The following is a 13,180-nucleotide window of genomic DNA, read 5'->3' on the forward strand; positions in this document are numbered from 1 at the left end:
ACCCGGTGTCAGCACTGTTTACGGCACTGCGGGCAGCTCTACGAGCGCTTCGGTGAGCCAACGGCGCGCTCCCTCGGCGCGGCCCGGCTCGTGCACGAGCCGCGGTCCGTCGACCCAGGCAGTCGCCACGCGGAGCCCGTGCAGAGCGCTGAGCACCCACAGCTCGCAGCCGTCGAGGTCGTCCGGTCGGGCATCCGACGCCTCGATCGCGACCCCGTGCGCGGCCGCCGCCTTGAGCAGGACGCTCACGGTGACGCTCGGGATCCGCGCGCGACCGTCGTCCGGATGCACCATGGCGTCGTCGCTCCGCACCCAGACGAGACCCGAGTACGCGCCCTCGACGACGAGCCCATCGGGCGACAGGATGATCGCCTCGCCGGCGCCGAGCGGCTGCACAGCCGTTCTCAGCCGCTGCAGCGCCTCGAGGTCGGGCCCCTTCGTGAGCGGATGCGCGCGCGGATCGTACGGCGCGGTCGCGACGACGACCTCCTCCGTCGTCGTCGGGGTGGGCCGCAATCGCAGGCTGAGGACGGTGCCGGTTCCGGTGCCGGCACCGGCGGCGGACGGCCCATCGCCGACCGCGGGGACGGGGATGCCGCGAGCGCGCAGCTCGACCCGGGGGAACCAGTCGCCCGCGCGTGGAAGAGCCGCGACGACCTCGTCGAAGAACGCCCCGCCGTCGTCGCGGAACGGTGCGACCGCGGAGAGGAACCGCGCACGGTGCTGATCGAGCCCGCGCACCCGTCCGTCGACGACGCGCCAGGAGTCAGCGGCGAGCAGCGCGCCCGCGTGCGCGTCGCACCAGTCGACGCTCGTCCAGGGCTCATCGGCGTCGGAGCTGCGCCAGTGCCGCAACCCCTCACGGTGAGCGTCGCCCGAGCCCCCGAGCGGGGCCATCCCGCTCGGGGGCTCGTCGCTCGCGCTCATAGGATCAGGGTATGCGTCTCGGGCTCCTGCGGCACCGGCTCGCGCCCGCGACCGACGCCGCGACGGCGCCCGAGCTCGCCGAGCGCATCGTCGTGGCGCTCGTCGCCACGCACCCCGACGCCGACCTCGTCTGGCTCGACTCGGGCGTCGGAGCCCGCACCGGTCGCTCCTTCCTCTCCGTGGACGGAGCGCGCGTCCCGCTCGACGCCGCCGCGCCGGTGCTGCCGCAGCTGCGCGCCGCGCTCTCGGCGATGCCGGCGCTCCGCCCCGTCGCCGACTCGGCCGATCCCGCGCCGCCGCTCGGTCTCGTCGGCTGGTTCGGGTACGAGCTGCGGGACGAGACGATGGGGATGCCCGCCCCGGCGACGCCGCCCGCGCACCGCGCGTCGTGGCTGGCCGTCGATCGCGGACTCGTGCTCGACCACGAGTCGGGTTCGCTCGAGCTCGTCGCCCTCGACGCCGCGGGCAGCGGCTGGAGCGGCGAGCTCGACGGGTGGCGGCAGCGCATGCTCGCGCTCGTCGAGGGCGCGCGCCGGGCATCCCCCCCGCCGCCCGCCGACCCGGCGCCCCGCACCGCCCGCTGGCGCGACGACGACGCGCGCTACGCCGCCCTCGTGCGGCGGTGCCAGGAGGCGATCCGCGAGGGGGAGGCCTACCAGCTGTGTTTGACCTCGGCCGCGACGGTCGACGCACCGGGCGACGCGATCGCGCTCTACCGCCGTGTCCGCCGATCGAGCCCCGCTCATCACGGCGCGCTGCTGCGCATCGGTGGGGCGACCCTCGTGAGCGCGAGCCCCGAGACCTTCCTTCGCGTCGAGCCCGAGCCGGGCGGTGGCCTGCGAGTGCGCACCCGCCCCATCAAGGGAACCCGTCCGCGAGGAGCCGACCTCGACGCCGACGCCGCGCTCGTCGCCGAGCTCGAGGCGAGCGACAAGGAACGCGCCGAGAACCTCATGATCGTCGACCTCATGCGCAATGACCTCTCGCGCGTGAGCGAGCTCGGCACGGTCGTCGTCACGGGGCTCCTGGAGGTCGAGTCGTACGCCCAGGTGCACCAGCTCGTCTCGACGGTCGAGGGGCGGCTCCGGGGCGCGCTCGACGCGATCGACGCCGTCGCCGCGTGCTTCCCCGCCGGATCGATGACCGGCGCGCCGAAGCGCCGCGCGATCGAGCTGCTCGCCGTGTGGGAGGGGGCGCCGCGCGGGGTGTACTCGGGCGCGTTCGGGTACCTCGCCGTCGACGGCTCGGCCGACCTCGCGATGGTGATCCGCAGCATCCTCGTCGCCGACGGCGTCGCGACGATCGGCGCTGGCGGTGGCGTCACCGCGCTGAGCGACCCCGAGGCGGAGGTCGCCGAGATGCGACTCAAGGCGCGGTCGTTGCTGACCGCGCTCGGCGTGCGCGATGAGGCGGATGCCCGACCGGACCTCCCCGCCGAGCCCCAGTAAGCTCGGACGAGTGACCGAGAATCGCCCGAACGACGACCGCGCCGACAACGGCTACGACTTCCGGCGCATCGAGGCGCACTGGACGCCCATCTGGGACGACCTCGAGCCCTTCTCGGTGAACGACCCGAGCGACGCGCGGCCGCGCAAGTACGTGCTCGACATGTTCCCGTATCCCTCGGGCGACCTGCACATGGGCCACGCGGAGGTTTACGCGCTCGGCGACGTCGTCGCTCGGTACTGGCGCCAGCAGGGCTTCCAGGTGCTGCACCCCATCGGGTGGGACAGCTTCGGTCTTCCCGCCGAGAACGCCGCCATCAAGCGCGGCGCGGACCCCCGCATCTGGACCTACGAGAACATCGCGCAGCAGCGGGCATCGATGAAGCGATACGCGGCGAGCTTCGACTGGACCCGCGTGCTGCACACGAGCGACCCGAACTTCTACCGCTGGAACCAGTGGCTGTTCCTGAAGATGTACGAGAAGGGCCTCGCGTACCGCAAGGACAGCTGGGTCAACTGGGATCCGGTCGACCAGACCGTGCTCGCCAACGAGCAGGTGCTGCCCGACGGCACCTCCGAGCGCTCGGGCGCCGTCGTGGTGAAGAAGAAGCTCACCCAGTGGTACTTCAAGATCACCGACTACGCCGACCGCCTGCTCGACGACCTCAATCAGCTCGAGGGCTCGTGGCCCGCGAAGGTCCTCACGATGCAGCGAAACTGGATCGGCCGCTCGACGGGCGCCGACGTCGACTTCGTGATCGAGGGCCACCACAGCCCCGTCACGGTGTTCACCACGCGCCCCGACACGCTCTTCGGTGCGACCTTCATGGTCGTCGCCCCCGACAGCGACCTCGCCGCCGAGCTCGCCGCGGGTTCGAGCCCCGAGGTTCGGATGCGGTTCCAGGACTACCTGGAGCAGGTGCAGAAGAAGTCGGAGATCGACCGGCAGGACGCGACTCGCGAGAAGACCGGGATCCCGCTCGACCGCTGGGCGATCAACCCCGTGAGCGGCGAGCGAATCCCCGTCTGGACGGCCGACTACGTGCTCGCCGACTACGGCCACGGAGCCGTGATGGGCGTTCCCGCGCACGATCAGCGCGACCTCGACTTCGCGCGGCGCTTCGCCCTGCCCGTTCGCGTGGTCGTCGACACCCTCGCGCCCGTCACGGGCGCCATCCCCGTCATCACACCGGAGATGCTGGAATCCGGCGACATCCCCGAGCTCGACCCCTCGGTGACGGGCGAGGCCCTGACGGGCGACGGCCGCATGATCAACTCGGGGCCGCTGGATGGGCTGTCGAAGTCCAACGCCATCCGGCGCGCGATCGAGCTGCTCGAGGAGCGCGGCACCGGCCGCGCCGCGAAGACCTATCGACTGCGCGACTGGCTCATCAGCCGCCAACGGTACTGGGGGACGCCCATCCCCATCATGTACACGGAGGACGGCACCGAGGTGCCGATGGGGCTCGATGAGCTGCCGTTGCTCCTGCCGTACGAGGAGGGCATGGATCTCAAGCCGAAGGGCACCTCCCCGCTCGGCGGCCTCGACGGCTGGGTGTCGACGACGACGCCCGACGGTCGGCCCGCCCGCCGCGACACCGACACGATGGACACCTTCGTGGACTCGTCGTGGTACTTCCTCCGCTTCCTCTCGCCGACTGACGACACGCAGGCCTTCGACCCGCGCGAGGCCGAGAAGTGGGCGCCCGTCGACCAGTACGTCGGCGGCATCGAGCACGCGATCCTGCATCTGCTCTACGCGCGTTTCATCACCAAGGTGCTCTTCGACATGGGATACGTGAGCTTCACCGAGCCCTTCAGCGCACTGCTGAACCAGGGCATGGTCATCCTCGACGGCGCCAAGATGTCGAAGTCGAAGGGGAACCTCGTCTACTTCACCGAGGAGCTCGACAGCTTCGGCGTCGACGCCGTGCGCCTCACGATGGCGTTCGCCGGCCCGCCGGAGGACGACATCGACTGGCGCGATGTGTCGGTCACAGGGTCGCAGAAGTTCCTCGCCCGGGCCTGGCGTCTTGCCGGCGAGGTCACTGCGCCCGTCGGAGTCGACTTCGCACTCGGCAACGTCGCGCTGCGCCGCGTCACGCACCGCTTCCTCGCCGAGGTGCCGCCGCTCGTCGAGGCGTTCAAGTTCAACGTCGCCGTCGCGCGCACGATGGAGCTCGTCAACGCGATCCGCAAGGCCGTCGACTCGGGGCCCGGAGCCGGCGACCCCGCCGTTCGCGAGGCCGTCGAAGCGGTCGCGATCGCGCTGTCTCTCTTCGCGCCGTACACGGCGGAGGACATGTGGGCCCGGCTCGGGCACGGCGTCGCTCCGGCGGCCGACGGCACCGGCGGGCGCGCGCGCTCGGGCTCGAGCCTCGGCTCCACCTTGGGCTCGGCGTCGCGCGACGACCTCGTGGCCTTCGCCGGCTGGCGCAGGCCCGACCCGCTGCTGCTCGTCGCCGACTCGGTGACGGCGGTCGTGCAGGTCGACGGGAAGGTGCGGGATCGCCTGGAGGTGTCGCCGCACATCGGCGGCGCCGAGCTCGAGGCGCTCGCGCGCGCGTCCGAGGCCGTGGTCCGCTCGATCGGCGATCGCGAGATCGTCAAGGTCATCGTCCGCGCCCCGCGCGTCGTCAACATCGCCACGCGCGGCTGACGACTCCCCGGAAGCCGGTCGATCGCCGCCACCGGCATCGGAGGGTCCTTAGCCTTCCCGCGTGAGCGGACACCGCGAGGCGCCAGAGCATCCCTCCTCCGGCCCGCCGAGGCGCAGTCCGCGCGTGCGGGCGGCGGTGGGCGCGATCGTCGTGCTCGCGCTCGTCGGCGTCGGAGCCTCGGTGGTCGGAGCTCTACTCGTGCCCGGCGGGTCGATGAGCGTCGTCGGCGGCGCGGATGCGTCGGACGGCGGGGACGGGACAGGGTCTGTGCCCGGCGACGCCGCGCCCGGTGACGCCCGGAGCGGCGATGACGGCGCGGATGCCCCGCTCGCTCCGTCAGAGGCGTCCGTCATCGTCCACGTGCTGGGCTCCGTGCGTGAGCCGGGCATCGTCGAGGTGCGACTCGGCGACCGCGTCGTCGACGCGATCGCCGCGGCCGGCGGCGCGACCGACGCCGCCGACCTCGGCGGAGTCAATCTCGCTCGCGAGCTCGTGGACGGCGAGCAGGTCTACGTGCCGGCCATCGGCGAGGTGCCGCCGGGAGGGCCTGCGCCGCCCGGTGGGGCGACGGGAGCAGGAGGCTCAGGGGGAGCGCCCGGTGCGCTCGTCGACCTCAACACCGCAGACGCGGCCGCGCTCGACGCGCTCCCGGGCATCGGGCCGGCGATCGCCGGCCGCATCATCGAATGGCGCGAGCAGAACGGGCCGTTCCGCGCGGTCGACGAGCTGCTCGCGGTCTCGGGCATCGGCGAGAAGACCCTCTCCGAGTTCCGCGACCGTGTGACCGTGTGACCGGCGCCGACCTGCGGCTCGCACTGCCCGCCGCCTGCGCGTGGCTCGCCGCGATCATGCTCGTCGGCCTTCCCTGGGCCTCCGGGCTCGCCGCGGGCACGGCCCTCGCCGCCGCGGTCGGCGGGCTGGTGGTGGTGCGGCGCGCGGCCGGGGAACGAGGCGATGGCCGGCCGGGCTCGGGCGGGCGGGTGCTCGAGGCGAGCATCCTGCCCCTCGTCGCGATCGGGGTGGTCGCGCTCGCGATCGCGCTGCAGCAGCCCGTCCGCGAGCCGCCGGCCCTGCGAGCCGCTCTCGACTCGGGAGCGCCGGTCGAGGTGCTGCTCGCACTCGATGAGACCATCGGGACGACGGAGGGCGGGTCGGACGCGCTCGGAACCGGCGGCGGCGCCGTCGACGCGACGATCGTCGCCCTTCGGCCGAGGATCGCCCCCGGCGAGGCGCCGGAGGCCGCGAGGAGCGACGGTGCCGAGCTGGTCGAGCTGCGCGCGCCCGTCGTGCTGCTCGCGTTCGAGACCGACGCGCGCTCACCGCTCGGCTCGCGGTGGCACGGGCTCGTGCGCCTCGCGCCGCTCGAGCCGGGCGACGACCGCGTCGCACTCGCACGCCCGCTCGGCGATCTGGACGCCGTCGGGCGTCCGCCGCCGATGATCGAGGGGGCGGATGCTCTGCGCGAGCGCTTCCTCGACGTCGCGGTCGCCTTTCCCGGCCCGGGGGCCGCGCTCCTCCCGGGCCTGGCGATCGGCGACACCTCCGCCGTCGATGCAGAGCTCGACGAGGCGATGAAGCGCTCGTCGCTCAGCCACCTCACGGCGGTCTCGGGAGCCAACTGCGCGATCGTCGTCGGGCTCGTCCTCGGACTGGGCGCGCTCGCGCGCTGGCCCCGCGGAGTGCGGATCGGAATCGCCCTCGCCGCCCTCGGCGGATTCGTCGTGCTCGTCACCCCGCAGGCGAGCGTGGTGCGGGCATCCGTCATGGCCGCCGTCGTGCTCCTCGCCCTTGCGAGCGGTCGGTCCGGCCGCGGCCTTCCCGTGCTCGGCGCCGCCGTGCTGGGAATCCTCGCGCTCGATCCGTGGATCGCGCGCGACTACGGCTTCGCGCTGTCGGTGCTCGCGACCGGCGCGCTGCTCGTCCTGGCCGGGCCGCTCGCCGGGCGGCTCGCGATCGTCATGCCGCGGGCGATCGCCCTGTGGGTCGCCGTTCCGCTCGCCGCGCAGCTCGCATGCCAGCCGGTGCTCATCCTCCTCGCCCCCGAGCTGCCGCTCATCGGCGTCGTCGCCAACATCTTGGCCGCGCCGGCCGCCCCCGTCGCGACGATCGTCGGCATGGCGGCGTGCCTCGCCGCACCAGTGCTGCCGTGGCTCGCGACGGCCCTCGCGGCCGTTGCATGGGTGCCGGCGAGCTGGATCGCCGGGATCGCCGTCGTGACGAGCGGGCTCCCAGGCTCGACGGCGCCGTGGCCCGAGGGCGCGATCGGAGCCCTCCTCCTCGCGGGGCTCACGGTGGGCGCGCTCGTGGCCGCGGGCATCCCGGCCCTCGACGGCGGCAGGCGACTCCGCGCGCGGGCGGCGCTCGCGACCGCGAGCGCGCTGCTCGCCGTCATCGGAGCGACCGCCGGCGCCGACGCGCTCGGCCGGCTCGGACGCCCCGCGGACTGGATCATCGCGCAGTGCGACGTGGGCCAGGGCGACGCGGTGATCGTGCGATCGGAGGGGCGCATCGCCCTGACCGACACCGGAATTGAGCCCGAGCTGCTGGCAGAGTGCCTCGACGATCTCGGCATCGATCGCATCGACCTGCTCGTGCTCACGCACTTCGACGCCGACCATGTCGGCGGGGTCGATGCCATCGTGGGTCGGGTGGACGCCGTGATCGCCGGCCCCGCCGATGCTGCTCGCGACCGCGACGTGCTCGAGTCGCTCGCCGCGGGCGGCGCGACCGTCGATCACGTGTCGGCGGGAGAGGCGGGTCGCCACGGCGAGTATCGGTGGCGCGCGCTGTGGCCCCCCGACCACCGAGGAGTCCCACCCGGCAACGATGCGAGCCTCGTGCTCGAGTGGCGCGGCGCGGAAGGGTGCCGATGCCCGAGCCTTCTCGCACTCGGCGACCTCGGGCGCGGCGCCCAGGAGTCGCTGCGCGAGGCGGTGCGACTCGCGCCGGTCGACGTCGTCAAGGTCGGGCACCACGGCTCGGCCGATCAGGATCCCGCCGTCTACTCGACAGCGCACGCCGCGCTCGGACTCATCGGAGTGGGGGAGGAGAACACCTACGGGCACCCCGCGGCCGAGGCGCTCGCGATGCTCGCCGACAGCGGGGGAGCCGCGCTGCGCAGCGACCTGCACGGTCTCGTGCTCGTCGCCCCGGCGAACGGACGGGGCGACGGGTGGCGGGTGTGGACGGAGCGGGGAGCCCTCGCCGGCCCCGAGGAGGTCGGTGCTGACGACTAGGCTGAGGAGCGCTGCTGACGGGGCCGACCGCCCGGCCGGATGGCCGCGGGGGGCGCACCCGCGGCATCCGCCCACCCGCCCTCGAGGAGGATCATGCCCGCACCTCGCCCGCGCGGCGCCTCGAGCGCGAAGGCGCCTTCGGCGAAGGCGAAAGCGTCGATCCCGCAGCTCGCGTGGCACGAGATCCGGCCGGCGCCGGTCATCCTCGTCACAGGCCCCGAGGCGTTCCTCGCCGACCGGGCGAGCCGCGTGCTGCGGGATGCCCTGCGCGAGCGGGACGCGAGCCTCGAGGTGCACGACCTGCGCGCCGACGGCTACGCGCCCGGCGAGCTGCTGACCCTCGCGAGCCCGTCGCTCTTCGGCGAGCCGCGGCTCATCCGCGTCGAGAACGTCGAAAAGTGCAGCGACGCGTTCCTGGAGGACGTTCTCGACTACCTCGCGTCGCCCGCGGACGACACGGTCGTGCTGCTGCGGCACGGCGGGGGGATGCGCGGCAAGAAGATGCTCGACGCCATCAGGTCGGGCCAGGGTTCGGGCATCGAGATCGTCTGCACCGAGCTCAAGCGCGACTCAGACCGGGCCGACTTCGCGGCAGCCGAGTTTCGGCACGCCGGTCGCGCGATCGCGCCGTCGGCCCTGCGCGCGCTCGTCAACGCATTCTCAGACGACCTCGCCGAGCTCGCGAGCGCCTGTCAGCAGCTCGTCGCCGACACCGACGGCGACATCACGCCGCAGACGGTCGAGAAGTACTACGGCGGGCGCGTCGAGACGAACGCGTTCGCCGTCGCCGACGCCGCGATCGCAGGGCAGCACGGTCAGGCGCTCGGGCTCCTGCGGCATGCGATCGCGACGGGAGCCGACCCCGTTCCGATGGTCGCCGCGTTCGCCATGAAGCTGCGCACCATGGCGAAGGTCGGCGGCTCGCGCGGATCGGGCGGGCAGCTCGCCGGGCAGCTCGGGCTCGCGCCCTGGCAGATCGATCGCGCGCGCCGCGACCTGCAGGGCTGGACGGAGGAGGGGCTCGGCCGTGCCATTCTCGCAGTCGCCGACGCTGACGCTCAGGTGAAGGGCGCGGCCCGCGACCCGATCTACTCGCTCGAGACCCTCGTGCGCACGGTCGCGGCGCGGGGCCTCCCGCCCGCCTGACGCGCGGCGCCTCTGCCCGCCATCCGTCCCGCGCGCCCGCCTCGCGTCACCCGTACCGCCCCCCGCGCCCGCCGGGAGTCACCCGTACCGCGCCGCCCCGCCCGCGTCACCCGTCCACCCTGCGCGTCAACAACTCAGGACTAGCGAGTCCCCTGTCTTCTCCCTGTCCCCGGAGCCGTGCGGTTCTGCGCTGCTGCCGAGTCGTGTCGTCCTGAGTTGTTGACGCGGGCCGCGCGAGACCTGCGCCCGTCAACAATTCAGGACGAGCGCGCGAGCGGGGGAGCGCATCCCGCTCCCGTTCGTGGCAGCTCTCGTGCCGGGGTGCGCTTGTCCTGAATCGTTGACGGACACGCGGCATCGACTCCGGCAGCGCTTGTCCTGAATTGTTGACGCACCGGCCGCGCACGACGAAGCCCCGCTCGCCGGGAGGCGGAGCGGGGCTTCGAGCGGGGCGCGCGCGGCGCCCGACGTGCGGGAGCGGGTGCGGCTAGAGCGCGCCGACCTGCTTGGCGATGGCCGACTTGCGGTTCGCCGCCTGGTTCTTGTGGATGACGCCCTTGCTCGCGGCCTTGTCGAGCTTCTTCGTCGCGACGACGAGAGCCTCGGCAGCGGCTGCCTTGTCGCCCGCGGCGACGGCCTCGCGCGTGCGACGCACGGCGGTCTTGAGCTCGCTCTTGACCGCCTTGTTGCGCTCCTGCGCCTTGAGGTTGGTCTTGATGCGCTTGATCTGCGACTTGATGTTCGCCATGACTGTCTTTCTCGAGTTGAACGGTGTGTGTGAAGCGGCCGGGGGTGGGGTGCCGTGAGCGCGTGCTCTGTGACGAGCGCTGTCTCGGTGGCGAAATCCCAGCCGCAATCCGTGTCGGAAGAGAGAGGGCTTCCTGACACGCAAGCCAACAGGCGACATTACCAGCAGGCGAGCGCCCGCGACAATCGCGAGCGGGGCGCGTCGCGCGGGGCGCGCGCAGAGCGAGTGGCGCGGATGCTCGGCCCCGGGCATCCCGTGCGTGACCGCGCCGAGCGACGAGCGTGGGAGAATGGCGCGACATGTCTCCTCGCGCCCTCACGCCGCTCGCCCCCGCGGCCACCGACCCGACGCTGATCCGCAACTTCTGCATCATCGCGCACATCGACCACGGCAAGTCGACGCTCGCCGACCGCATGCTGCAGATCACCGGGGTCGTGAGCGACCGCGACATGCGCGCGCAGTACCTCGATCGCATGGACATCGAGCGCGAGCGCGGCATCACGATCAAGAGCCAGGCGGTGCGGATGCCCTGGGCACTGCCTCAGGAGGGCGGCAAGCCGCAGACCTACGCCCTGAACATGATCGACACCCCCGGGCACGTCGACTTCACGTACGAGGTGAGCCGCAGCCTCGCCGCGTGCGAGGGCGCGATCCTGCTCGTCGACGCCGCGCAGGGCATCGAGGCCCAGACGCTCGCGAACCTGTACCTCGCGCTCGAGAACGACCTCACGATCATCCCGGTGCTCAACAAGATCGACCTGCCGGCCGCCGACCCGGAGAAGTACTCGCGCGAGCTCGCCCAGCTCATCGGCGGCGACCCGGCCGACGTCCTGCGCGTGAGCGGCAAGACGGGCGAGGGAGTCGAGGCGCTGCTCGACCGCGTCGTCGAGCTCATCCCCGCCCCCGTCGGCGACCCGACGGCGCCGGCGCGCGCCATGATCTTCGACTCCGTCTACGACGCCTACCGCGGCGTCGTGACCTACGTCCGCATGATCGACGGCTCGCTGAGCCCGCGCGAGCGCATCCAGATGATGTCGACGCGCGCGACGCACGAGCTGCTCGAGATCGGCGTCTCGAGCCCCGAGCCGAGTCCGAGCAAGGGCCTCGGGGTCGGCGAGGTCGGCTACCTCATCACCGGCGTGAAGGATGTCCGCCAGTCGAAGGTCGGCGACACCGTCACCAACGCTCAGAAGCCTGCTGCGAAGGCCCTCCCGGGCTACACCGACCCCAAGCCGATGGTGTTCTCCGGGCTGTACCCGATCGACGGCAGCGACTACCCCGTCCTGCGCGAGGCGCTCGACAAGCTCAAGCTCTCCGACGCCGCGCTCAACTACGAGCCCGAGACCTCGGTCGCGCTCGGCTTCGGATTCCGCTGCGGGTTCCTCGGCCTTCTGCACCTCGAGATCGTCACCGAGCGCCTCGAGCGCGAGTTCGGCCTCGACCTCATCTCGACCGCGCCGAGCGTGACGTACGAGGTCACGACCGACGACAAGAAGCACTTCACCGTCACGAACCCGAGCGAGTTCCCGACGGGCGCGAAGATCGCGAGCGTGAGCGAGCCCATGGTGAAAGCCGCCATCCTCGCCCCGAAGGACTACGTCGGCACGATCATGGAGCTGTGCCAGAGCCGCCGCGGCAGCCTCATCGGCATGGACTACCTCGGCGAGGACCGCGTCGAGATCAAGTACACGATCCCGCTCGGCGAGATCGTCTTCGACTTCTTCGACCATCTGAAGAGCAAGACGGCCGGGTACGCGAGCCTCGACTACGAGCCGACCGGCGATCAGGAGGCCGACCTCGTGAAGGTCGACATCCTCCTGCAGGGCGAGGCGGTCGACGCGTTCAGCGCGATCGTGCACCGTGAGAAGGCCTACGCGTACGGCGTGCTCATGACCGAGCGCCTCAAGAAGCTCATCCCGCGCCAGCAGTTCGAGGTGCCCATCCAGGCCGCGATCGGCGCCCGCATCATCGCTCGCGAGTCGATCAGCGCGATGCGCAAGGACGTCCTCGCGAAGTGCTACGGCGGTGACATCACCCGCAAGCGCAAGCTCCTCGAGAAGCAGAAGGAGGGCAAGAAGCGCATGAAGATGGTGGGTCGCGTCGAGGTTCCGCAAGAGGCCTTCATCGCCGCGCTCTCAGGCGACGTCGAGAAGGCCAAGGAGAAGAAGTAGCCGTGGCCCGCCGACCGCTCGAGCAGCGCGCCGTCACCTACGGGTCGGTGGGCGGCACGCAGGCCGTCGACCTGCTGCAGTACCCGCCGAAGGGCTACCGCCCGCTCGAGGTGCGCGGCCGCGTCGGCCACGGCGACGCCCGCTGGGAGCACGCCGTCGAGCAGCTCCTCACCGGCGGCGTCTACCGCGGTGCGGGTCTCGCGGTCCGCATCATCCCCGCATCCGGCGAGCAGGATGCCGCTCACTACCTCCCCGTGAGCTATGACGAATCCGGCCAGCCCGTGAGCGCCGCGACGCTCGAGGTTCCCGACGACGAGTTCTCGGCGTCCGGCGAGCGGTACGTGCGCCCCGGCGACACCGTCATCGTCGGCCCGTCGGTCGGCGGACGCATGCTCTATCCGCTCCCGGGTCGCGTGGTGCTGCGCGAGGAGAGCGACGACCGCGTCCTGTACGCCGTCGGGACTCTGCCGGGGCATCCGCTCTCGGGTGAGGAGTCCTTCCTCCTCGAGCGCGTCGCCGACGGCGGCATCTGGCTCACCGTCCGCAGCTTCGCGCGCGCCGCCGGCCCCGGCTGGGCGCTCGCGAATCCCGCGCTCGGGGTGGCGCGGCGCCGGATCGCGCAGCGCTTCCTCCGCGCGCTGTCGGCGCCCATCCCCGGCGCAGGGCCGCTGCCGTCGCAGCGGCTCGCCGTCGAGGGCGCGCCGAGCGGCTCGAGCCCCGAGCCGAGCCCCGATGAGCCGGTCGAGTCGAGGGCGGCACGGGAGGTCGCCGCGACCGACGACGCCCCTGCGATCGAGCGCGGCGAGCGCGACGTCGACCCACAGGATTCCTGACCTACGCTGAACCC

Annotated in this window: 9 protein-coding genes; 7 read left to right on the forward strand and 2 right to left on the reverse strand. The window is 72.5% G+C overall.

The features are described 5' to 3' along the window. Window positions 1–18 precede the first annotated feature (18 nt). Complete coding sequence (locus FHX53_RS02335) at window positions 19–927, reverse strand: aminotransferase class IV (RefSeq protein WP_182489733.1); 909 nt, start codon at window positions 925–927, stop codon at window positions 19–21. Between the two features lie 11 nt (window positions 928–938). Between FHX53_RS02335 and FHX53_RS02340 the strand changes: the two genes are divergently transcribed. The 5 genes from FHX53_RS02340 to holA all read left to right on the forward strand — a co-directional run bounded on the left by FHX53_RS02340 (window position 939) and on the right by holA (window position 9,414). Continuing rightward, entirely contained in the window at window positions 939–2,375 is a 1,437-nt protein-coding gene (locus FHX53_RS02340) for an anthranilate synthase component I family protein (RefSeq protein WP_182489734.1), read from the forward strand. Beyond that, complete coding sequence (gene leuS, locus FHX53_RS02345) at window positions 2,341–5,031, forward strand: leucine--tRNA ligase (protein ID WP_425488294.1); 2,691 nt, start codon at window positions 2,341–2,343, stop codon at window positions 5,029–5,031. Before FHX53_RS02340 ends, leuS begins: the two co-directional genes overlap by 35 nt. 61 nt (window positions 5,032–5,092) lie before the next feature. Next, window positions 5,093–5,824: a helix-hairpin-helix domain-containing protein gene (locus tag FHX53_RS02350; RefSeq protein ID WP_182489736.1), complete on the forward strand. Its 732-nt coding sequence runs from the start codon at window positions 5,093–5,095 to the stop codon at window positions 5,822–5,824. Continuing rightward, a complete protein-coding gene (locus tag FHX53_RS02355) occupies window positions 5,821–8,268 on the forward strand; it encodes a ComEC/Rec2 family competence protein (RefSeq protein WP_182489737.1) in 2,448 nt (815 codons plus the stop codon). Before FHX53_RS02350 ends, FHX53_RS02355 begins: the two co-directional genes overlap by 4 nt. A gap of 93 nt (window positions 8,269–8,361) precedes the next feature. After that, window positions 8,362–9,414 (forward strand): DNA polymerase III subunit delta, encoded by a 1,053-nt coding sequence (gene holA / locus FHX53_RS02360; RefSeq protein ID WP_182489738.1) that lies wholly within the window; start codon window positions 8,362–8,364, stop codon window positions 9,412–9,414. Between the two features lie 487 nt (window positions 9,415–9,901). Here the strand turns inward: holA and rpsT are convergent, their stop codons facing one another. Continuing rightward, entirely contained in the window at window positions 9,902–10,162 is a 261-nt protein-coding gene (gene rpsT / locus FHX53_RS02365) for a 30S ribosomal protein S20 (protein ID WP_182489739.1), read from the reverse strand. A gap of 299 nt (window positions 10,163–10,461) precedes the next feature. Here rpsT and lepA point away from each other — a divergent pair, with 299 nt between their 5' ends. After that, window positions 10,462–12,333, forward strand: a complete 1,872-nt coding sequence (gene lepA / locus FHX53_RS02370; protein ID WP_182489740.1) for a translation elongation factor 4 — start codon at window positions 10,462–10,464, stop codon at window positions 12,331–12,333. Window positions 12,334–12,335: 2 nt separating this feature from the next. Further along, window positions 12,336–13,166, forward strand: a complete 831-nt coding sequence (locus tag FHX53_RS02375; RefSeq protein ID WP_182489741.1) for a DUF1990 family protein — start codon at window positions 12,336–12,338, stop codon at window positions 13,164–13,166. The last annotated feature ends 14 nt before the right edge of the window (window positions 13,167–13,180 follow it).

It is taken from the genome of Microcella alkalica (assembly GCF_014137945.1).
Lineage (GTDB): Bacteria > Actinomycetota > Actinomycetes > Actinomycetales > Microbacteriaceae > Microcella > Microcella alkalica.